Source organism: Pseudonocardia sp., assembly GCF_050250275.1.
In the GTDB taxonomy this organism is placed as follows: domain Bacteria; phylum Actinomycetota; class Actinomycetes; order Mycobacteriales; family Pseudonocardiaceae; genus Pseudonocardia.
Window position 1 is genome coordinate 36,386 of sequence record NZ_JBFWOY010000025.1, and the last position, 20,099, is coordinate 56,484.

The window sequence follows — 20,099 nt, forward strand, 5'->3', positions numbered from 1 at the left end:
ACACGTACTCTGGCACTCTGACCGAAATCTGCGACTCGTCGAGCGAAGGACCATGGGGAACGCAAGGGTGGCACGCGACTACTACGGGATCCTCGGCGTCGAACACGGCGCGGGCCCCGACGAGATCAAGCGGGCGTACCGCAAACTCGCCCGGGAGCTGCATCCCGACGTCAACCCCGACGCGGCGGCTCAGGAACGCTTCCGCGAGGTCAGCACCGCCTACGAGGTGCTCAACGACCCCGAGAAGCGACGCATCGTCGACCTGGGCGGCGACCCGCTCGACAACGGCCGTGGCGGTGCTGGCGGCGACCCCTTCGGCGCCGGCTTCGGCTTCGGCGACATCATGGACGCCTTCTTCGGCTCCTCGGGCGGCGGCCGCGGTCGTGGGCCCCGCAGCCGTGTCCAGCCGGGTGCCGACGCGCTCATCCGGATGCAGCTCTCGCTCGAGGAGTGCGCCGCGGGGGTGCAGCGCGAGCTGACCGTCGACACCGCGGTGCTGTGCTCGGACTGCTCCGGCTCCGGTTGCGCTCCCGGCAGCTCGCCCACGCGCTGCGACATCTGCGGCGGGTCCGGCGAGGTCCAGTCGGTGCAGCGGTCGTTCCTCGGCCAGGTCGTGACGTCGCGTCCCTGCCCGACCTGCCGCGGCTTCGGCGAGGTCATCCCCGAACCGTGCCGCCAGTGCGCGGGCGACGGCCGGGTCCGGTCGCGGCGCAGCGTCGGCGTGCGTATCCCCGCCGGTGTGGCCGACGGGATGCGGGTTCGGCTCGCCGGCCAGGGCGAGGTGGGCGCGGGCGGCGGCCCGGCGGGCGACCTGTACGTCGAGGTCGAGGAGACCCCGCACGAGATCTTCACCCGCGACGGGGCCGACCTGCACTGCACCGTCAGCCTCCCGATGACGGCGGCCGCGCTCGGCACCACCGTCGCGCTGCCGATCATCGACGGCTCCGAGGACCTCGAGATCGACGCGGGTACCCAGACCGGCACGATCCGCACCCTGCGCGGCAAGGGGATGCCGCGGCTGCGGTCCAACGGCCGCGTCGACGGTCACGGCGACCTGATGGTCCACATCGAGGTGGCCGTCCCGACGAAGCTCGACAAGGAGCAGACCGAGCTGCTGCGCAAGCTCGCCGCCCTGCGCGGTGAGGAGCAGCCCGACCTGGCCATGGGCAGCCGTAACGGGCACGGGTTGTTCTCCCGGCTGCGTTTCGGCGGCCGCTGACCGGGCAGGACGCAGCAACGGTGGGCACCGCGCCGCTGTTCCTCGTCGACGAGCTGCCCGAGGGGACGTCGGCCGTTCTCGACGGACCCGAGGGCAGGCACGCCGCCACCGTGCGACGGCTGCGCGCCGGCGAGGAGATCACCCTCGCCGACGGCCGCGGCAATCTCGCGCACACCGTCGTCGACACGGTGGGGCACGACCGGCTCGACCTGCGCGTGGTCTCCCGCGCGGTGCTCGACCCGCCCGCGCCGCGGGTCGTCCTGGCCCAGGCGCTGGTGAAGGGCGACCGCGGGGAGCTCGCCGTCGAGCTCGCGACGGAGGCGGGTGTCGACGAGATCCTGCCGTGGCGGGCGTCGCGCTGCGTCGTGAAGTGGGAGGACGGCCCGCGCGGGGACAAGGCGCTCGCCCGCTGGCGCGCCACCGTCCGTTCCGCCGCGAAGCAGGCCCGCCGCCCCTGGGTGCCGCCCGTCGCCGCGCCGGTGTCGACGCGCGGGCTCGCCGCGCTCTGCGGGAGCCACGAGCGGGTGCTGGTGCTGCACGAGTCGGCCACCGAGGGGATCGCTCCCTTCCTGCAACCGGCCCCCGCTGACGTCCTGCTCGTCGTCGGACCGGAGGGCGGGGTCTCCGACGAGGAGATCGCGACGCTCACCGCCGCGGGCGCCCACGCCGTCCGGCTCGGCCCCGAGGTGCTGCGCGCCTCCACCGCCGCCGCGGTCGCGCTCGGCGCCATCGGTGCGCTGACCGGCCGGTGGAGCCCGCGCGGCTGACCGTGGGACTCCGCTCGGCATCCGGGTGACGGAGTGCCAGTCGTGCCAGGTCCGGGGCTATATTGCGCGCATCGACCGGTTGCCTCGGCGACCGTCTGAGCACGTGTGATCCGTACCCTCGGGCCCGCCGGAGAGTCCCCTCGTCCGGCGGCGCCACGCCGCGGTGGGTGTCCCCCCACATTCATCGCGGCGTGGCATCCCCGGTGCTCCGTGAGCGGGTTGCCACCCACCACCCCCGCTCAGCCATGATCGGGTCGTGAGCACTCCGACGCGGCTGGACTACGGCACCGGCCCCGCACAGTTCGTCGAGCTGACGCTGCCCCCCGGCGGCGCCGACATCAGGGGGACCGTCGTCGTCATCCACGGCGGGTTCTGGCGCGCCCGCTACGACCTCGCGCTCGGCCGCCCCCTCGCCGCCACCCTGGCGGCCGCCGGGTTCGCGGCGTGGAACATCGAGTACCGGCGCGTCGGGGCGGGCGGGGGCTGGCCCGCGACCTTCGACGACGTCGCCGCGGCCGTGGACCTGCTGGCCGGGCAGGAGTGGCTCGATCCCGACCGGGTCGTCGCCGTCGGGCACTCCGCCGGCGGGCACCTCGCGGCGTGGCTCGCCGCCCGGCCCGGCCTGCCCGCCGGCTCTCCCGGTGCCGGCCCCGCCGTGCGGCTGCGCGGCGCGGTCAGCCAGGCGGGGGTGCTCGACCTCGTCGACGCCGCCCGCAACGAGGTCGGCCGGGGCGCCGTCGACGACCTCCTGGGCGGCACCCCCGCCGAACACCCCGACCGTTACGGGCTCGCCTCGCCGGCCGAACGGCTACCCGTCGGCGTGCCCGTGATCTGCGTGCACGGCGACGCCGACGTCAACGTCCCGCTGCGGCAGAGCGAGCGCTACGTCGCTGCCGCGCGGGCCGCGGGCGACCCCGCCGAGCTGGTCGTGCTGCCGGGCGTCGACCACTTCGCGGTGATCGACCCGGCGACCGAGGCGTGGCGCGCCTGCGAGTCGGGTATCGAGCGCCTGTTCTAGCGTGGACCCCGCCACGGCGGCGCCCGACCGCGCGCGGCAGACGGGACAGCTCATGGCCGTGCTGCAGGACCTGCTCGCCGCGCTCCGCGACCGGCGCATCGAGGTCGTCGACCTGACCGCGCCGCTGCACGCGGGAACCCCCGTGCTGCAGCTGCCGCCGCCGTTCGCCAACACGATCCCGTTCTCGCTGTCGGAGATCAGCCGCTACGACGACCGCGGCCCCGCCTGGTACTGGAACGACATCCACACCGGCGAGCACACCGGCACGCACTTCGACGCGCCCGTCCACTGGGTCACCGGCCGCGAGGGCGAGGACGTCTCGCAGGTCCCGGCGCACAAGCTGGTCGCGCCCGCGGTGGTGCTCGACTTCTCCGCGGAGTCGGCCGCCGACCCCGACTTCCTGCTGGAGGTCGAGCACGTGCGGGCCTGGACGGCCGAGCACGGCTCGCTGCCCGACGGGGGCTGGCTGCTGTACCGCACCGGCTGGGACGCCCGCGCCGAGGACGCCGCCGCGTTCCTCAACGCGGACGAGACCGGCCCGCACACCCCCGGCATGTCGGTGGCGTGCGCGCGCTGGCTCGCCGAGGAGACGGCGTTGCTCGGGGTCGGGGTGGAGACCGTCGGCACCGACGCCGGTGCCGCCCACGGCTTCGACCCGCCGTTCCCGTGCCACTCGTTCCTGCTCGGCGCGGGCAAGTACGGGCTCACCCAGCTGCAGAACCTGGCGACGCTGCCCCCGACGGGCGCGGTCCTGGTCACGGGGCCGCTGCCGATCGTCTCGGGGTCGGGCAGCCCCGCGCGCGTCCTGGCGCTCGTCGAACGATGACCGTCACCGTGGCGGAGCTCGTCGGCACGGTGCTGGGCAGGCTCGGGGTCGGGCACGCGTTCGGGGTCGTCGGCAGCGGGAACTTCCACGTCACGAACGCGCTGCGGGCCGCGGGGGTGCCGTTCACCGCCACCCGCCACGAGGCCGGCGCCGCCACGGCCGCCGACGCGCACGCCCGCACCACCGGCGTCCCCGCCGTGCTCACGGTGCACCAGGGCTGCGGGCTCACCAACGCACTGACCGGTGTCACCGAGGCCGCGAAGAGCCGCACCCCGCTGCTGGTCCTGGCCGCCGACACCGGTGGGGCCGCGGTCCGCTCCAACTTCCGCATCGACCAGGACGCCCTGAGCGCGGCCGTCGGTGCTGTCGCGGAACGGGTGCACTCGCCGGGCAGCGCGCTGGCCGACACCGTCCGCGCGTACCGCACGGCCACCGAGCAGCGCCGGACCGTCGTGCTCAACCTGCCGCTGGACGTGCAGGCGGCACCGGTCCCCGGCCTGGGGTCGCTCGACGACCTCGACGTCCCCGAGCCCACGCCGCTCGCGCCGCCCAGGCCCGCCGCGGCGTCGGTCGCCGGGCTCGTCGCGGCGCTCGCCGGTGCCCGCCGGCCGGTGTTCGTCGCCGGCCGGGGCGCCCGCGGGGCCGGGCCCGAACTGGCCGGGCTCGCCCAGCGCTGCGGCGCGCTGCTCGCGACCTCCGCCGTCGCCAACGGGCTGTTCACCGGGAACCCCTGGTCGCTGGGCATCTCCGGCGGCTTCGCCACCCCGCTCGCCGCGGAGCTCATCGCCGACGCCGACGTCGTCGTGGGCTGGGGGTGCGCCCTGAACATGTGGACGATGCGCCACGGCGCGCTCATCGGAGCCGACGCGACCGTCGTGCAGGTCGACCTCGACGCCGACGCCCTCGGCGCACACCGGCCCGTCGACCTGGGGGTCCTCGGCGACGTCGCGGCGACCGCGGCCGACGTCGCCGTCGCCCTCGACGGCGACGACCGCCCCGGGTACCGCACCGACGACGTCCGCGCCCGCATCGCCGCCCGGGGTCGCTGGCGCGACGTGCCGCTCGACCCGCCCGACCTCACCGGACCGGCCGGCATCGACCCCCGGGTGCTCTCGACCGGTCTGGACGACGTGCTGCCCGCCCAGCGCAGCGTCGCCGTCGACTCCGGCAACTTCATGGGCTACCCCGCCGCCTACCTGGGTGTTCCCGACGAGGCGGCCTTCTGCTTCACCCAGGGTTTCCAGTCGATCGGCCTGGGGCTGTCCACCGCGATCGGCGTCGCGCTGGCCCGGCCCGACAGGCTCACCGTCGCCGCCCTGGGCGACGGCGGCGCCCTCATGGCCGCCGCCGAGCTGGAGACCGTCGCGCGGCTCGGGCTCGGGATGGTCGTCGTGGTGTACGACGACCGCGGCTACGGCGCCGAGGTCCACCATTTCGGTCCCGACGGCGACGACCTGGCCACCGTCGTCTTCCCGGAGACCGACATCGCCGCGATCGGCCGCGGCTACGGCTTCGACGCCGTCACCGTCCGGTCGGCCGCCGACCTCGACGGCGTGCGCGACTGGGTCGGCGGGGCCCGGGACCGGCCGCTGCTCGTCGACGCCAAGATCGCCTCCGACGGCGGCTCCTGGTGGCTCGCGGAGGCCTTCCGCGGGCACTGAGACCACCCGCGCGCAACCTCACGGCTGTCCGGACGCCGGTTCACGACCATGAGGTTGCGCGCGGGCGGTTAGGGTGGCTGCGTGCTGCTCACCGCGTCCCGGTCGGTCCTGCTGATCATCGACGTGCAGGAACGGCTGATGCCGGCGATCCACGACGGGGAGTCCGTGGTGGCGCGGACGGCGCTGCTGGGCGAGGCGGCCGCGGCGCTGGACGTGCCGGTCGCCGCGACGGAGCAGTACCCGCAGGGCCTCGGGCCGACGGTCGCGGCGCTCGCGGGGTTCCCGCAGCTCGTGATGCCCAAGACGGCGTTCTCGGCGGTCGCCGAGCCGGGGTTCGACATGCTGCTGCCCCCGGGCCGCGACGAGGTCGTCGTCACCGGGGCCGAGGCGCACGTCTGCGTGCTGCAGACGGTCCTGGGCCTGCGTGAGCGTGACGTGCGGGTGGTGCTGGTCGCCGACGCCGTGGGGTCGCGGCGGGAGTCCGACAGGCAGGCCGCGCTGGCGCGGGCGCGGGAGCACGGCGCGGAGGTCGTCACCAGCGAGATGGTGATGTTCGAGTGGCTGCGCGACTCGCGCCACCCGCGGTTCCGCGACGTCTCGAAGATGCTCCGCTAGACGCCGCCCCGGGTCGGACCGGAGAAATCGCACGGCGGACTGTCGGTCCCCGGCGGTAGCATCGCGTCGTCGCGGGGCAGCGGCGGCGTTGCAGGGGCGACGCCGGTGAGCGCTGTCCGGCGGCCCGAGTGAGGGTCCCGTGGGAGCGGGCGAGCAGAGAGAGCAGGCGGCACGACACTTGACCGGAATCGAGCCGAACACAGTCCAGTCCAGGATGGCTCTGCCGGACACCGCGCTGCTGGCCCTGCTGGGCTCGCGCGACGAGAGCCTGCGCGCGGCCGAGGAGCTCCTCGATGCCGACGTGCACGTCCGGGGCAACGAGCTCACGCTGTCGGGCGAGCCGGCCGACGTGGCGTTCGCGGAGCGCGTCTTCGCCGAGCTGGTCACGTTGGCGCAGCGCGGTCAGCAGGTCGGCAAGGACACGGTGCGCCGCACCGTCGAGATGCTGTCCGACGAGAACGCGGCCGACCGTGAGCGGATGGGGGAGTCGCCCGCCGAGGTGCTGAGCCTCGACATCCTGTCGCGGCGCGGCAAGACGATCCGCCCGAAGACGTTGAACCAGAAGCGCTACGTCGACGCGATCGACACACACACGATCGTCTTCGGCATCGGCCCGGCCGGTACGGGAAAGACGTACCTGGCCATGGCCAAGGCCGTGCAGGCGTTGCAGGGCAAGCTGGTCAACCGCATCATCCTGACCCGGCCGGCGGTCGAGGCGGGGGAGCGGCTGGGCTACCTGCCCGGCACGCTCTACGAGAAGATCGACCCTTACCTGCGCCCGCTCTACGACGCATTGCACGACATGATCGACCCGGAGTCCATCCCGAAACTGATGGCGGCCGGAACGATCGAGGTCGCGCCGTTGGCGTACATGCGCGGCCGAGCGCAGCCGATCGACACCAACGTGCTCACGCCCGACGGGTGGCGGCCGATCGGGGATCTGCAGGTCGGTGACCTTGTCGTCGGGTCCGATGGCACCCCGACCCCCGTTCTCGGCGTCTACCCGCAGGGCGAGAAGGACGTCTACCGGGTGACGGCACAGGACGGGGCGTCGGCTCTGTGCTGCGGTGAGCACCTCTGGACGGTGCGGACTGCGGCGGACCGCCGGCGCGACAAGCCGTGGCGGGTTCTCGAGACCCGCGACATGATCGGCAAGCTGCGGGCGGCCCACGCGCACCGCTACGAGCTGCCGATGCTCACCGGGGCCGTGGAGTTCCCGCGCCAGGACGTCCCGATGGACCCGTACGCGCTGGGTCTGTTGCTCGGCGACGGTTGCATCACGCTCGCCACTACGCCGTCGTTCGCGACCGCCGACCCCGAGCTGGCCGAGGCGCTGGGGAGGTCGATCCCGGGCATCGCCGTCCGGCACAAGGGCGGCGTCGACCACATCCTCAACCGGGTCCGCGAAGCGGGCGACGTCATCACGCTGGAGAACCCGGTCACCGGGGCCATCCGGAAGCTGGGTCTGTCGGGCGCGCGTTCCGGCACGAAGTTCGTCCCGCGCGTCTACCTCGACAATTCCTCGGACGTGCGGATCGCGGTCCTGCAGGGGCTGCTCGACACCGACGGCGGGCCGGTGACCCAAGCGGGCAGGACGTGCCGCATCCAGTACACGACCACGTCGCCGCAGCTGCGCGACGACGTCGTCGAGCTCGTACGATCGCTCGGCGGCGTCGCCTACGCGAGGGTGCGGCTCAGCGGGGGGCGCAAGCCGGGGATGGCGAACGGACGTGCGGTCGGCTACAAGGCCGACGCCCACGTCATCGACATCCGGCTCCCGGCCGGTGTCGAGCCGTTCCGTTTGGAGCGCAAGCGCGCGCGTTATGCGGCTGAGGGTGGTGGTGGACGGCCCATGCGGTTCGTTCACGCCATCCAGCCCGAGGGCCGTGCCGAGACGGTCTGCATCCAGGTTGCGGCAGAGGACTCCCTGTACGTCACCGAGGGCCACCTCCTGACGCACAACACCCTCAACGACGCGTTCATCATTCTCGACGAGGCGCAGAACACCACGCCCGAGCAGATGAAGATGTTCCTCACCCGCCTCGGGTTCGGCTCGAAGATCGTGGTGACGGGCGACGTCACCCAGATCGACCTGCCGGGCAGCACCCGCTCGGGGCTGCAGGTGGTGCGCGACATCCTCGACGGTGTCGACGACGTCCACTTCTCGCAGCTGACCAGCACCGACGTGGTGCGCCACCGGCTGGTGAGCGACATCGTCGACGCGTACGCCCGGTTCGACGCCGTCAACGAGCGGCGCGGCCTGGCGAGCGCGCCGCGCACCGGCCCCGAGCAGCGCCGCCGCGGCAGGCGCTGAACCGACCGGTCCGCCGGTGGCCGAGGGGGCCCGACTACCCTCGGACCACCGGCGATCGCCCGTCGGAGCACATCACGCGCAGAGGAACCCTGTGAGCATCGAGGTCGCGAACGAGTCCGGCATCGCCGTCGACGAGTCGCTGATCGTGTCCGTCGCCCGCTACGCGCTCGACGCGATGGGTGTGAGCCCCGCCGTGGAGCTGGCCATCACCGCCGTCAGCACCGAGGCGATGAGCGAGCTGCACGAACGCTGGATGGACGAGCCCGGCCCGACCGACGTCATGGCATTCCCCATGGACGAGCTGGCCGAGGACACCCGCCGTCCCGACGCGCCCGATCTCGGGCCCGCCCTGCTGGGCGACATCGTGCTGTGCCCCGCCTTCGCCAGCGACCAGGCCCGCAAGGCCGGTCACGGCCTGCCCGACGAGCTGCACCTGCTCACCGTGCACGGTGTGCTGCACCTGCTGGGGTACGACCACGGCGAGCCCGACCAGGAGCGCGAGATGTTCGCCCTGCAGGACAAGCTGCTCGGGGAGTGGCGGGCGGCGCGGGAGCGGGCCGCCCGCGAGGAGGCGCAGCGCCGGACCGACGCCCAGGTCCTCGGCGCCGCCGGTCTCGAGGACGGCTGAAGCCGTGAGCGGCACCGTCGTGATGATCGTCGTCGTCGTGCTGCTCGTGCCGCTGGCAGGTGTGTTCGCCGCCGCCGACGCCGCGCTCGGGTCGGTCTCACGCGCCCGGGTCGAGGCGCTGGTGCGGGCGGGCCGGCCGGGCGCGAAGGCGCTGTCGCGGGTGGTGGCCGACCGGCCGCGGCACGTCAACCTCCTGCTGTTGTTGCGGCTGATCTGCGAGACGGCGGCGACGGTGCTGCTGGCGATGGCGCTGGCCCGCGCGTTCGGCACGCCGTGGGTGGGCGTGCTGGTGGCGGCGGTGATCATGGTCGTCGTCAGCTACGTGCTGATCGGTGTCGGCCCCCGCACGCTGGGCCGCCAGCACCCGTACCGGGTGGGCATGGTCGTGGCGGTCCCGATCCGGGTCCTGGCCACGTTGCTGTCGCCGCTGGCGAAGCTGCTGATCCTGGTCGGCAACGCGATCACCCCCGGGCCCGGTTTCCGTGAGGGCCCGTTCTCCTCGGAGGTGGAGCTGCGCGAGCTGGTCGACATGGCCAGCACCCGCGGCGTCGTCGACGAGGACGAGCGCCAGATGATCCACTCGGTGTTCGAGCTGGGCGACACCATGGTCCGCGACGTCATGGTCCCGCGCCCCGACGTGGTGTGGGCCGAGCGCGACACCCCGATCGACAAGGTGGTGCGGCTCGCGCTGAAGAGCGGCTACTCGCGCGTCCCGGTGCTGGGCGACGGGATCGACGACGTCGTGGGCGTCGCCTATCTCAAGGACCTGGTCGCGGCCCAGCACGCGGGCGCCGACGCGCCCGCGGAGCTCGTCGACGTCATGCGCCCCGCCGTGTACGTGCCCGACTCGAAGCGGGTCGACGAGCTGCTCAAGGAGATGCAGCGCAGCCGCAACCACATGGCGATCGTCGTCGACGAGTACGGCGGCACGGCCGGCGTCGTCACCATCGAGGACATCCTGGAGGAGATCGTCGGGGAGATCACCGACGAGTACGACCCCGACGGGGTCCCGCCGGTCGAGGAGATCGACGCGCGCCGGGTCCGGGTGGCGGCCCGGCTGCCGGTCGAGGACTTCGGCGAGCTGTTCGCCTTCACCCCCGACGACGACGGCAACTCCCCGCTGGACGCGGCGCTGGAGGCGGCCGACGTCGACACCGTCGGCGGGCTGCTGGCCCACCGCCTGGGGAAGGTGCCGCTGCCGGGCGCGCAGACCGAGGTGGCGGGACTGCACCTGCTCGCCGAGGGTGGCAAGGACGCCCGCGGCCGCATCCGGATCACGACGGTGCTGGTCAGCCCCGTCGACGGGGACGCCGACCTGCCGCTGGTGCTGCACACCGCACGTGAGGACCGCGCCGTCGACGGCTCCCCGCTCGACCTGCACGACGCCGCGGCGGCCAACGGCAGGGCGGGCGACCCCGCGGCCACCGTCGCGGCACCCCACGACACAGACAACGGGACGGGCGGGCTCGCCGACCGTCGGGAAGGAACCGATGTCCGACCTCGACCCTGAGGACGCCAAGATCGTCACGCTGGCCCGCTCGTCGCGCGCGCGCACGGGGGCCGCCGAGGGCGCCGCCGTGCGCGACACCGACGGCCGCACCTACGCCGCGGCGAGCGTCGCGCTGCCGTCGCTGCAGCTCACAGCGTTGCAGGCCGCGGTCGCCGCGGCCGTGTCCAGCGGTGCACCCGGCCTGGAGGCCGCAGCCGTCGTCAGCGCCGAGGGCGCCGTCGACGACGCCTCGGTCGCCGCTGTCCGCGACCTGGCCCCGTCCGCCGCGGTGATCCTGGCCGACGCCTCGGGCACCGTGGTCCGGGTCCTCACACCCGAGACGGCATCGGAGTGAACGCTCCCGCGGCGCTGCCGCCGACGCCGCGCGCCGACGTCGTGGTCGTCGGTGGCGGCATCGTCGGGCTGGCCACCGCGCACGCCGTGGCCCGCACCGGCCGCTCGGTCGTCGTGCTGGAGCGTGAGCACCGCCTCGCCGCCCACCAGACCGGCAACAACTCCAACGTCATCCACTCCGGGCTGTACTACGCGCCCGGCGGCGCCAAGGCCCGGCTGGCCGTCGCGGGCTGCGCCGAGACGGTCGCGTTCTGCCGCGCGCACGACCTGCCGCACGAGGTCACCGGCAAGCTCGTCGTCGCCACCGGGCCCGAGGAGCTGCCGCGGATGGCGGAGCTCGCGCGCCGTGGGAAGGCCAACGGCGTCGAGGCCCGCGAGCTGGACCAGGACGCGATGCGCGCCCACGAGCCCCACGTGCGTGGCGTCGCGGCGCTGCACGTGCCGTCGACGGGCATCTGCGACTACGGCCGGATCGCCGAGACGCTGGGCGCGCTCGTGGTGAAGGAGGGGGGCGAGGTCCACACCGGTCGCGCCGTCACCGGGATCGCGCGGCGGCGGGCCGACGTCGTCGTGCGCACCGCCACCGGTGACGTCCTCGGCAGGCAGGTCGTGGTGTGCGCCGGGCTGCGCGCCGACGAGCTGGCCCGCGCCGCGGGTGCCGACCCCGGGGTGCGGATCGTGCCGTTCCGCGGCGAGTACGCCGGCTTCTCCGAGTCGGCCGCCGAGCTGGTCAAGGGCCTGATCTACCCGGTGCCCGACCCGGCGTTCCCGTTCCTGGGCGTACACGCGACCCGCGGCATCGACGGTCACGTCCACGCCGGTCCCAACGCCGTACTGGCGTTGGCCCGCGAGGGCTACTCGTGGGGTGTGGTCAAGCCGAAGGAGCTGCTCGGCTCGCTCGCCTACACCGGCACGATCGCGCTGGCGCGCAAGCACTGGCGCTACGGGCTCGGTGAGGTGCACCGGTCGCTGTCGGCGAAGGCGATGGTCCGCCGGATCCAGCGGATGCTGCCCGAGGTCCGCGTCGAGGACCTGTCCCCGGCCGGTGCCGGTGTCCGCGCGCAGGCCGTGCGCCCCGACGGCTCGCTCGTCGACGACTTCCTGTTCGTCGAGCAGGGCAGCGGCGACGGCGCGATCCTGCACGTCCTCAACGCGCCGTCGCCGGCTGCGACCGCGGCGCTGCCGATCGGGCGCGAGATCCTGGAGCGCCTGACGGGCGAGAAGCTGGGGCCGCTCTCATGACGGGTTTCGGCGACTGGCCCGACGACCACCGTTCGGGCTTCGCGTGCTTCGTCGGGCGGCCCAACGCGGGCAAGTCGACGCTCACCAACGCCCTGCTCGGGCAGAAGATCGCGATCACGTCGAGCAAGCCGCAGACCACCCGGCACGCGATCCGCGGGATCGTGCACCGCCCCGACGCGCAGCTCGTCGTCGTCGACACCCCGGGCCTGCACAAGCCCCGCACGCTGCTGGGCTCGCGCCTCAACGACCTCGTCCGCGAGACCTGGGCCGAGGTCGACGTCATCGGGTTCTGTGTGCCCGCCGACGTGCCCGTCGGACGTGGCGACGAGTTCATCGCAGGCGAGATGAAGGCCGTCGCCGGACGGACACCGGTGATCGGGATCGTCACGAAGACCGACCGGGCCCAGCCGGAGCAGATCGCGGCGCGGCTGACCGAGCTGACCGCCCTGGACATCGGTTTCGCCGAGATCGTCCCCGTGTCGGCGGTCAAGAGCTTCCAGGTCGACCTGCTGGCGGACCTGCTCGTCGCCCGGCTGCCCGAGGGGCCGCCCCTCTACCCCGACGGCGAGCTCACCGACGAGCCGGAGGAGATCCTCGTCGCCGAGCTGGTGCGTGAAGCCGCCCTCGAGGGGGTGCGTGACGAGCTGCCGCACTCCATCGCCGTCGTCGTGCAGGAGATGATCGAACGCGAGGACCGGCCGAAGAACAACCCGATGCTCGACGTGCACGCCACCATCTACGTGGAGCGGCAGAGCCAGAAGGGCATCGTCATCGGGCGCGGTGGGGAGCGGCTGCGTGAGGTCGGCACCGCGGCCCGCCGCCAGATCGAGGCGCTGCTCGGGGTGAAGGTCTTCCTCGACCTGCACGTCACCGTCGCCAAGGACTGGCAGCGCGACCCCCGCCAGTTGCGCAAGCTCGGGTTCTGAGCCCCTGCGGACGCGGCAACCGTGCCGGCGGCGCACGGTGCCGCTCGGGGGCCCGGGGAGTCCTCAGCGGTAGTTGGGAACCGCCGACACGGCCGCGCCGAAGGCGCCGAGTACGAGCACCCACACCAGGATGAACAGCGCGATGAACACCGCGCTGAGGATGAGCCCGGCCAGCGCGAGCCCGTCGCCGGACTCGCCGCTCGTCTTGATCTGGCTGCGCGCCACGAACCCGAAGACCAGGCCCAGCGGGGCGAACACGAACGCGAAGATCAGCGAGAGGATCGCCATCGTGTTGGTCGGTGCCGCGACCGGGTAGGCGGGCGGCGGGTAGGCGCCGTAGGCGCCGTAGGGCTGCGGCTGTGACGGGTCCGGGTAGCCCGGCGCGCCGTAGCCACCCGGCGGCGGGTAGGCGTTCGGGTCCCAGCCGCCCGGCTGCGGTGCCCCGTACCCGGGCTGTTCCGCGCCGTAGCCCGGCTGCGGTGCGCCGTACCCCTGCGGGGCGCCGTACCCGGGCTGCGCGCCGTAGCCGCCGTACGGGTCGGCGCCGTAGGGCTGCTGCTGCCCCGCGTCCTGACCCGCCGCCTGGGCGGGCCCGGCGTCACCGGAGCTCTTCTGGAAGCTGACCGTGCCCTCGTCGCCACCCGCGGAGCCCGCCGGACCCCAGGGGCTCGACGTCGGGTCCGACGACGAGCCCGACCCGCCGTAGGAGGAGGTGGGGTCGTTACCGGACTGGTTCGGGTCCTGCGACATCGCTCTCCTCGGGGTGGGCCTGGGTGCCCGAGCGTAGCGGGGTCAGCTCCGGGTGCGGCGTACCAGTTCCACCATCGCCGTCCGCACCGCGAGCGGGGTGTCGGCGGGCTCGTCGAACACGAACCGGAGCGCCTTCTCCCCGGACTCCGGCCCGTCCGAGGCCAGCACCGAGAACCCGTAACGGTCGACGTCGACCATCCGCGCCGCCACCGTGTCCGGCCGGTCGCCCAGCACACGGCAGAACGCGAGCAGCGAGTCGGCGTGGTCGTCGTTCATGTGGTCGACGATCCCCGCCCGGTGCGGGCGCAGCGGGTCCGGCTCGGCGTGGGCGTACCGGGTGGCGTCGACCCAGCTCATCCGCCCGAACCCGCCGACGTAGCGCACCGCCGCCACCTCGAGGCGGTGGATGCGGAAGTCGGCGAAGTCGGCGTAGAACGCGCCGGGGTGTGCGGCGCGGTAGCGCTGCAGCGCCGCCGCGCGTTCCTCGCCCTCCAGCACGACCATCCCGCCCATCACCGTCGCCCGGCCCAGCGCCAGCGGATCGCCCTCGCCCGTCTCGACGACCAGCACCGACGCCCGCCGGTCGGCCGCCAGGTTGCGGGTGTGCTCGGCCAGGTCGGACAGGCACAGGATCGGCCGGCCCGCATCGTCGACGGCGTGCGCGACGAGCGACCCGAACGGCACCCCGGCCGGGTCGACACCGATCGTCGACAGCGTCGCGGTGCGCGCCTCGGTGAACAGGGTGCGCGAGCGCTCCGCGTCGCTCGGCTCCCCGACGAGCCCGATCGTCGCGTCCAGGGTGCGCTCGGTGGCGGCGCGCGCCCCTTGCGGGACCGCGTGGTCACGGAACCGGGACGGCTGCTCCGACACGACGTGTCCCCCTCGACAGTTGGTGAGCCTGACCTCACCCTCTCCGGCGCGGGGGTGTCAAGAGGCCGCGCTGCGCCACCGCCCGGCCGGCGGAGTCGTAGGCTCGTGCGGTGAGCCTGTACCGCGACACCGGTGTGGTGCTGCGCGTGCAGAAGCTCGGCGAGGCCGACCGCATCGTCACGCTGCTGACGCGCAGGCACGGCAAGGTGCGCGCCGTCGCCAAGGGGGTGCGGCGCACCCGGTCGCGCTGGGGGGCCAGGCTCGAGCCCTTCAACCACGTCGACGTGCAGTGCTACACCGGCCGCAGCCTCGACGTCATCACCCAGGCCCAGACCGTCGACGCGTTCGGCGCCGGCATCGTCGGCGACTATCCCCGCTACACGGCGGGCTGCGCGATCCTCGAGACCGCGGACCGGCTCGTCGCCGAGGAGGGCGAGCCGACGATGCGCGTCTACCTCCTGCTCGTCGGCGCCATCCGGGCCATGGCGGGCCGCGAGCGCGACCCCTCCCTGGTGCTCGACGCGTTCCTGCTGCGCGCCATGAGCCACGCCGGCTGGGCGCCCGCGATCACCGAGTGCGCCAAGTGCGCCGAACCAGGCCCGCACCGCGCCTTCAGCGTCGCCGGCGGGGGAGCGGTGTGCGAGGTGTGCCGTCCCCCCGGCTCGGCGTTGCCGTCGCCGGAGACGTTCTCGCTGCTCGACGCCCTGCTCCACGGCGACTGGGACCTCGCCGACGCCGCCGCCCCCGCCGCCCGCCGCGACACCTCGGGTCTCGTCGCCGCCCATCTGCAGTGGCACCTCGAACGCCAGCTGCGCTCCCTGCCGCTGGTGGAACGCCGCGCCCCCCTGTGAGCGGCCGGGGCCCACGCCCCGACCCGCGGTGATCGGCGTCTCATATCGAGATCGGCGCCGGCCCGATCCGGGGTTAGCCTGCGGCCTCACGCAGTACCGCGCACGATCAGCAGGGGGCGAAGTGGCCGACACCAACGGGACGACCGAGACCGAGGAGGCTCCGGCGTCCGTACGGCGCATGGACGGCCCGGAGTCCGCGGAGCTGACCCGCCTCGCCGGTGTGTTCGAGGACCTCCAGTACGTCCTGCAGTGCTGTGAGCACCTCGTGTCCAGCCTCGCGAAGGGGCCCGACCCCGTCGTCGTCGAGGCACTCTGGACCGGCGCGCTCGTCGCCTACGTCCGGTGCTTCTCCGGGCGCACCGAGGTCCTCACCGACGCCGACATCGACGAGCTCAAGATGGAGGGCCAGGTCCGCGAGTTCCACGGGCTGGTCAAGAAGCTGCGTGACCACTACGCGTCGCGGCACACCAACCCGCGCGAGACGTTCACCGTCGGGGTCGCCCAGAACAACTCCGGCGCCCCGACCGGTGTCGCCGTCGTGTCCGCGACGCAGCCGAGCCCGGACGACACGGCGGTCCGCCAGCTCGGCCGGATCGCCTACGGCCTGTCCGGGCTCGTCGATGCCCGCATGCAGGAGGCCCAGCAGAAGGTGCTCACGGCCGCGTCGGCGATGAACCCGGCGCAGCTGTCGTCGTTGCCGCTGGTGCACATCGGCAACGGCTGATCCCCACAGACCGGGCCCGGGGCGGCTCCCTGCGCCGTCCCGGGTCCGACCGCGCCCGTTCGGCCGATCAGCCCGTCGGCGCGCCGGCCGGGCAGGGACCGGCCGTGGACGTCGACCGCGCGCCGGTCGTCGCGGTCGTGTCCGGACGGCGTGAGCCCGCGGGTGTCCGGTCCGTGCGGCCACCCGTGCCCGCGTGACGGGCCGTCGCCCTCGCCGCCGCCGGGGAGATGGCGGCGTGGGCGGGGCGGGTGGCCGGTGGCCGTGCCGCCGCGACCGCGGCGTCAGTCCATCAGCTCCGCGCGCAGCGCCGACGCGTTGCCCGCCACCAGCATCAGCAAGGTGCCCAGCGGCTTCTCCGCCAGTCCCGCGACCGGGAACGCGTAGCGCAACGTCACGTCCCAGCCGTTGTCCCCGCGCACGACGCGGGGCGTGCCGAACAGGCCCTCGCCGGCGCCCATCGCCACCCGCGTCGGCACGTCGACCTCCACCGGTAGGTCCCAGGCCACGACGCACGTGACGTTGAGGACGGGCAGGCCCTCCTCCAGCTCCAGCCCTTGCACCACGCACGGCACCGCGCCGTGCACGAAGGTGACGGCGCCGTCGTCGTCGACCTGGACGTCGTGGAACCGCTCCAACGCCCTGCGCGCCCGGTCGAGCATCTCGGGGACCTCGCTCATGCCTCGGCCTCCTCGGCCCTGTCGTCCGTGCCGGTGCTGTCGCCCGTGCCGGTGCTGTCGCCCGTGCCGGTCCTGTCGATCGCCCCGCCGAAGCGCCGGTCACGGCGCGCGTAGATCTCGATCGCCTCCCAGATGTGGCGACGGTCGAAGTCCGGGAACAGCGTGTCGAGGAAGACCATCTCCGCATACGCCGACTGCCACAGCAGGAAGTTCGACGTCCGCTGCTCGCCCGAGCTCCGCACGAACAGGTCGACGTCCGGCATGTCGGGCTCGTCGAGGTACCGCGCGATCGTGCGCTCGTCGATCTTGTCCGGCTTCAGTTTCCCCGCCGCGACGAGGCGCCCGATCTCCCGTACCGCGTCGGCGATCTCCGCGCGCCCGCCGTAGTTGACACACATCGTCAACGTCAGGACGTCGTTGTCCCGCGTTTTCTCCTCCGCGACCTCCAGCTCCCGGATCACGCTGCGCCACAACCGCGGCCGCCGCCCGGCCCAGCGCACCCGCACCCCCATGGAGTGCATCTCGTCGACCCGGCGGCGGATCACGTCCCGGTTGAAGCCCATCAGGAAACGCACCTCGTCGGGGGAGCGCTTCCAGTTCTCCGTCGAGAACGCGTACGCGGACAACCACTTCACACCGATGTCGATGCAGCCACGGGCCACGTCCATCAACGACGCCTCACCGCGGCGGTGCCCCTCGATCCGCGGCAACCCGCGCGCGTTCGCCCAGCGCCCGTTGCCGTCCATCACCAGGGCGACGTGGTTGGGCACCAGCTCGCGCGGGATCGCGGGCGGCCGGGCCCCCGAGGGGTGCGGGGCGGGAGGCTGGAAGGGCACCCCGCCACCCTACGGAGGTGGCGGTCAGCGTCCGGCGGCGCTGTCCGAGCAGGACCTGCACACCCCGAAGATCTCGACGGTGTGGCTCACCTCGGTGAACCCGTGCTCCACCGCCAGCTTGTCCGCCCAGCGCTCCACGTCCGGCCCGTCGATCTCCACCGCCGTCCCGCACGCCCGGCACACCAGGTGGTGGTGGTGCTCGCCGGTGTCGCAGCGCCGGTAGACCGCCTCGCCCGCGCCCATGCGCAGCACGTCGACCTCGCCGTTGTCGGCCAACGTCTGCAGCGTGCGGTACACCGTCGTCAGCCCGATGCCCTCGCCGGAACGGCGCAACGCCTCATGGATCTCCTGGGCCGACCGGAAGTCGTCGAGCTCGTCGAGCAACGCCGACACCGCGGCCCGCTGCCGGGTGGCCCGCGGCCGGACCGCGGGGCGGGGATCGGTCACGCGCGCGCCTCTTCCTCGACGTGCGCCACGGCGTCGACGACGATGTGCGCCAGGTGGTCGTCGACCAGCGAGTACACGACCTCCCGGCCGTGCCGGTCGCCGTGCACCACTCCGGCGGCCTTCAGCACCCGCAGGTGCTGGCTGATCAGCGGCTGCGTGACGGCCAACGCGTCCACCAGGTCGTGGACGCAGCGCGGCGACTCCAGCAGCTGCAGCACGATCGCGATCCGCACCGGGGCCGCCAGGGCCCGCAGCAGGTCGCCCGCCGCCGCCAACGTGTCCGGGGTGCGGACCGGTGCCGGTGCGATGCACGTCCGCTCGTCGTGGTCGACGCGCTCCTCGGCGCCCTCCGCCGAGCCGGTGGTGATCGACATGGTTCCCCGTCCTGTCACGTACCGGCCCCCATGTTAGGCGTCCGCGCAGGACTACATTCGCACCTCGTGCTGCTCGTGTGCCGTTTCGACGTCCCCGCCCCCGAGGCCGACGCGTTCCTCGCCCGCGGCCGGCGTGCGCTGGAGCTGCTCACCGCCGCTGCCGGCTGCCTCGGCGGCGAGCTCGGCCGCGCGATCGAGGAGCCGGGACGCTGGGTGCTGCTGGTGCGGTTCGCGTCCGTCGACGCCTATCGACGTGCCCTCTCGCCCTTCCCGGTGCGCGAACACGTCGTCCCCCTGCTCGCCGAGGCCCTGGCCGACGAGCCCGCCACCTTCGAGACCCTCGCCTCCGGTGCCGGGGGAGCGGTCACCGCGCACGAGAGCCTGCTGACGTCCTCTCAGGACCCTGCCGGGGGTTCGGCGCCCGTGTAGAACGCGGTCGTCCGGTCCGCCGCCGGGCGCGCCTGCGCCTCCGGGGTGCCCGCCGCCACCGACGCGCGGCACCAGTCGTCGCTCGCCGCCGCCAGGAACGCGACCCCCTCCGGCGACGTCAACCACGCCTGCGCCTGCGCCGGGTCCACGCTCGCCCCCGTCGCCAGGTGCTGCGCCAGCCCGTACAGCCCCAGGTCCCAGCCCAGGCCCACCGCGCCCGGCCCGAACATCGCCCACCGCTCGTCGTCGACGTGGGCGATGTGGACGATGGTCAGGCGCGCCTGCTCGCCCTCGGCGCCGACCGCGACCTCGATCCAGCTCACCTCGCCGCCGTACTCCCACGTCGCCGCGAACTCCCGGGGGGCGTCGCAGCGCTGGATCGTGCCGTTCGCGTTGCCCTCCAGCCGGTAGCTGCCGCCGACCTTCAGCTCACCCGTCACCGGCAGGAACCACCGCGGAATCCGTTCGATGCTGGTGCAGGCGTCCCACAGGTCCTCGGCCGTCGTCGGGTAGACGCGGCTGATGGTCACCACCCGCGCCTCACCCGCCTCCAACGTCCTCCCGCTGACCTCACGCCGCACCGCACTCACGTCGTGCCGCACGTCCGTCGCGTCGCTCACCGCTGTCTCCGTTCACGTTTGCCGCGGGCGATCTCCGTCGCCAGCGCGTCGAGATGGGGGGTCCAGAACCGGCGGAACCGGTCGAGCCACACGTCGACCTCCTGCAGGGCATCGGGCCGCACGGCGTACAACCGGCGGGTTCCGACGGCCCGCACGGTGGCGAACCCGTTCTCCCGCAACACCTTCAGATGCTGCGACACCGCGGGCTGCGAGATGCCGAACTCCTCCCGGACCGTCGCGGTCACCTCCCCGGCGCTCAGCTCGCCGTCGGCGATGAGCTCGAGGATGCGCCGCCGGACCGGGTCGCCGAGGACGTCGAACGCGTGCACGGTCCCGACTCTAACAGTCTCAGCTTATATAAGCGATGTCTGATTGAACGACGCCGGACACCAGCCTCCGTGGTCCTCGCGCGGCGTGCAGCAGCACCGCGCATGCAGCACAGAACGCCCGCGCGCCGGCTGC

At 73.7% G+C, this 20,099-nt stretch carries 22 protein-coding genes and 3 pseudogenes; 17 read left to right on the forward strand and 8 right to left on the reverse strand.

What is annotated here, in order from left to right; genetic code table 11:
- The first annotated feature begins 67 nt into the window (after nt 1-67).
- The 14 genes and pseudogenes from dnaJ (at nt 68) to era (ending at nt 13,059) form a co-directional block, all read left to right on the forward strand.
- The gene (gene dnaJ, locus AB7F12_RS21650; RefSeq protein WP_428497012.1) at nt 68-1,219 is read left to right on the forward strand and encodes a molecular chaperone DnaJ; all 1,152 of its coding nucleotides are present in this window, start codon (nt 68-70) and stop codon (nt 1,217-1,219) included.
- Nucleotides 1,220-1,239: 20 nt separating this feature from the next.
- Nucleotides 1,240-1,986, forward strand: coding sequence for a 16S rRNA (uracil(1498)-N(3))-methyltransferase (locus AB7F12_RS21655; RefSeq protein WP_428497013.1), 747 nt, complete (start codon nt 1,240-1,242; stop codon nt 1,984-1,986).
- Between the two features lie 256 nt (nt 1,987-2,242).
- Entirely contained in the window at nt 2,243-3,004 is a 762-nt protein-coding gene (locus AB7F12_RS21660; RefSeq protein WP_428497014.1) for an alpha/beta hydrolase family protein, read from the forward strand.
- A gap of 52 nt (nt 3,005-3,056) precedes the next feature.
- Complete coding sequence (locus AB7F12_RS21665; protein WP_428497015.1) at nt 3,057-3,830, forward strand: cyclase family protein; 774 nt, start codon at nt 3,057-3,059, stop codon at nt 3,828-3,830.
- Nucleotides 3,827-5,491: a thiamine pyrophosphate-binding protein gene (locus AB7F12_RS21670; protein ID WP_428497016.1), complete on the forward strand. Its 1,665-nt coding sequence runs from the start codon at nt 3,827-3,829 to the stop codon at nt 5,489-5,491. The genes AB7F12_RS21665 and AB7F12_RS21670 overlap by 4 nt, the downstream gene beginning before the upstream one ends.
- An 81-nt stretch (nt 5,492-5,572) precedes the next feature.
- Nucleotides 5,573-6,106 (forward strand): isochorismatase family protein, encoded by a 534-nt coding sequence (locus tag AB7F12_RS21675; RefSeq protein WP_428497017.1) that lies wholly within the window; start codon nt 5,573-5,575, stop codon nt 6,104-6,106.
- Nucleotides 6,107-6,320: 214 nt separating this feature from the next.
- Nucleotides 6,321-6,989, forward strand: a pseudogene (locus AB7F12_RS21680) (PhoH family protein); the annotation flags it as partial.
- A 351-nt stretch (nt 6,990-7,340) separates the two neighbouring features.
- Nucleotides 7,341-7,799 (forward strand): annotated as a pseudogene (locus tag AB7F12_RS21685) (LAGLIDADG family homing endonuclease); the annotation flags it as partial.
- 270 nt (nt 7,800-8,069) lie between these two features.
- Nucleotides 8,070-8,420: pseudogene (locus tag AB7F12_RS21690) on the forward strand (PhoH family protein); the annotation flags it as partial.
- Nucleotides 8,421-8,511: 91 nt separating this feature from the next.
- Nucleotides 8,512-9,048 carry an rRNA maturation RNase YbeY gene (gene ybeY, locus AB7F12_RS21695; RefSeq protein WP_428497018.1) on the forward strand — a complete coding sequence of 179 codons (537 nt, stop codon included), beginning with the start codon at nt 8,512-8,514 and terminating at the stop codon, nt 9,046-9,048.
- Nucleotides 9,049-9,052: 4 nt separating this feature from the next.
- Nucleotides 9,053-10,558: a hemolysin family protein gene (locus tag AB7F12_RS21700; protein ID WP_428497019.1), complete on the forward strand. Its 1,506-nt coding sequence runs from the start codon at nt 9,053-9,055 to the stop codon at nt 10,556-10,558.
- On the forward strand, nt 10,539-10,892 hold the full coding sequence (locus AB7F12_RS21705; protein ID WP_428497020.1) for a cytidine deaminase: 354 nt from the start codon (nt 10,539-10,541) through the stop codon (nt 10,890-10,892). The genes AB7F12_RS21700 and AB7F12_RS21705 overlap by 20 nt, the downstream gene beginning before the upstream one ends.
- On the forward strand, nt 10,889-12,133 hold the full coding sequence (gene lhgO / locus AB7F12_RS21710; protein WP_428497021.1) for an L-2-hydroxyglutarate oxidase: 1,245 nt from the start codon (nt 10,889-10,891) through the stop codon (nt 12,131-12,133). Before AB7F12_RS21705 ends, lhgO begins: the two co-directional genes overlap by 4 nt.
- Nucleotides 12,130-13,059 (forward strand): GTPase Era, encoded by a 930-nt coding sequence (gene era, locus AB7F12_RS21715; RefSeq protein ID WP_428497022.1) that lies wholly within the window; start codon nt 12,130-12,132, stop codon nt 13,057-13,059. The genes lhgO and era overlap by 4 nt, the downstream gene beginning before the upstream one ends.
- A gap of 63 nt (nt 13,060-13,122) precedes the next feature.
- On the opposite strand, the gene AB7F12_RS21720 is transcribed toward era, so the two are convergent.
- On the reverse strand, nt 13,123-13,809 hold the full coding sequence (locus AB7F12_RS21720) for a DUF4190 domain-containing protein (protein ID WP_428497023.1): 687 nt from the start codon (nt 13,807-13,809) through the stop codon (nt 13,123-13,125).
- 42 nt (nt 13,810-13,851) lie between these two features.
- A complete protein-coding gene (locus AB7F12_RS21725; protein WP_428497024.1) occupies nt 13,852-14,679 on the reverse strand; it encodes a HugZ family protein in 828 nt (275 codons plus the stop codon).
- Nucleotides 14,680-14,789: 110 nt separating this feature from the next.
- Between AB7F12_RS21725 and recO the strand changes: the two genes are divergently transcribed.
- Nucleotides 14,790-15,530: a DNA repair protein RecO gene (recO, locus tag AB7F12_RS21730; protein ID WP_428497025.1), complete on the forward strand. Its 741-nt coding sequence runs from the start codon at nt 14,790-14,792 to the stop codon at nt 15,528-15,530.
- 121 nt (nt 15,531-15,651) lie between these two features.
- The gene (locus tag AB7F12_RS21735) at nt 15,652-16,254 is read left to right on the forward strand and encodes a hypothetical protein (RefSeq protein WP_428497026.1); all 603 of its coding nucleotides are present in this window, start codon (nt 15,652-15,654) and stop codon (nt 16,252-16,254) included.
- 281 nt (nt 16,255-16,535) lie between these two features.
- Here the strand turns inward: AB7F12_RS21735 and AB7F12_RS21740 are convergent, their stop codons facing one another.
- From AB7F12_RS21740 to AB7F12_RS21755, 4 genes are read right to left on the reverse strand one after another with little or no spacing between them, the layout of a single operon-like run.
- Entirely contained in the window at nt 16,536-16,931 is a 396-nt protein-coding gene (locus AB7F12_RS21740; RefSeq protein WP_428497027.1) for a hypothetical protein, read from the reverse strand.
- On the reverse strand, nt 16,928-17,767 hold the full coding sequence (locus AB7F12_RS21745) for an isoprenyl transferase (protein WP_428497028.1): 840 nt from the start codon (nt 17,765-17,767) through the stop codon (nt 16,928-16,930). Before AB7F12_RS21745 ends, AB7F12_RS21740 begins: the two co-directional genes overlap by 4 nt.
- Before the next feature lie 24 nt (nt 17,768-17,791).
- Complete coding sequence (locus AB7F12_RS21750; RefSeq protein WP_428497029.1) at nt 17,792-18,214, reverse strand: Fur family transcriptional regulator; 423 nt, start codon at nt 18,212-18,214, stop codon at nt 17,792-17,794.
- Entirely contained in the window at nt 18,211-18,588 is a 378-nt protein-coding gene (locus AB7F12_RS21755) for an ArsR/SmtB family transcription factor (RefSeq protein ID WP_428497030.1), read from the reverse strand. The genes AB7F12_RS21750 and AB7F12_RS21755 overlap by 4 nt, the downstream gene beginning before the upstream one ends.
- A 66-nt stretch (nt 18,589-18,654) precedes the next feature.
- On the opposite strand from AB7F12_RS21755, the gene AB7F12_RS21760 reads away from it, so the two are divergent.
- Nucleotides 18,655-19,017 carry an antibiotic biosynthesis monooxygenase family protein gene (locus tag AB7F12_RS21760; protein ID WP_428497031.1) on the forward strand — a complete coding sequence of 121 codons (363 nt, stop codon included), beginning with the start codon at nt 18,655-18,657 and terminating at the stop codon, nt 19,015-19,017.
- Here the strand turns inward: AB7F12_RS21760 and AB7F12_RS21765 are convergent.
- Together AB7F12_RS21765 and AB7F12_RS21770 are read right to left on the reverse strand one after the other, a co-directional pair.
- Nucleotides 18,984-19,637 (reverse strand): SRPBCC family protein, encoded by a 654-nt coding sequence (locus tag AB7F12_RS21765; protein WP_428497032.1) that lies wholly within the window; start codon nt 19,635-19,637, stop codon nt 18,984-18,986. The genes AB7F12_RS21760 and AB7F12_RS21765 overlap by 34 nt on opposite strands.
- Nucleotides 19,634-19,966 carry an ArsR/SmtB family transcription factor gene (locus AB7F12_RS21770; RefSeq protein ID WP_428497033.1) on the reverse strand — a complete coding sequence of 111 codons (333 nt, stop codon included), beginning with the start codon at nt 19,964-19,966 and terminating at the stop codon, nt 19,634-19,636. The genes AB7F12_RS21765 and AB7F12_RS21770 overlap by 4 nt, the downstream gene beginning before the upstream one ends.
- Nucleotides 19,967-20,099 lie beyond the last annotated feature (133 nt).

Bases quoted from the DNA above. Each gene is read 5' to 3' on its own strand.
- AB7F12_RS21665 (WP_428497015.1), top strand. From the start codon at position 3,057: ATGGCCGTGCTGCAGGACCTGCTCGCCGCGCTCCGCGACCGGCGCATC.
- AB7F12_RS21670 (WP_428497016.1), top strand. From the start codon at position 3,827: ATGACCGTCACCGTGGCGGAGCTCGTCGGCACGGTGCTGGGCAGGCTC.
- AB7F12_RS21705 (WP_428497020.1), top strand. From the start codon at position 10,539: ATGTCCGACCTCGACCCTGAGGACGCCAAGATCGTCACGCTGGCCCGC.
- era (WP_428497022.1), top strand. From the start codon at position 12,130: ATGACGGGTTTCGGCGACTGGCCCGACGACCACCGTTCGGGCTTCGCG.
- AB7F12_RS21720 (WP_428497023.1), bottom strand. From the start codon at position 13,809: ATGTCGCAGGACCCGAACCAGTCCGGTAACGACCCCACCTCCTCCTAC.
- AB7F12_RS21740 (WP_428497027.1), bottom strand. From the start codon at position 16,931: ATGAGCGAGGTCCCCGAGATGCTCGACCGGGCGCGCAGGGCGTTGGAG.
- AB7F12_RS21755 (WP_428497030.1), bottom strand. From the start codon at position 18,588: ATGTCGATCACCACCGGCTCGGCGGAGGGCGCCGAGGAGCGCGTCGAC.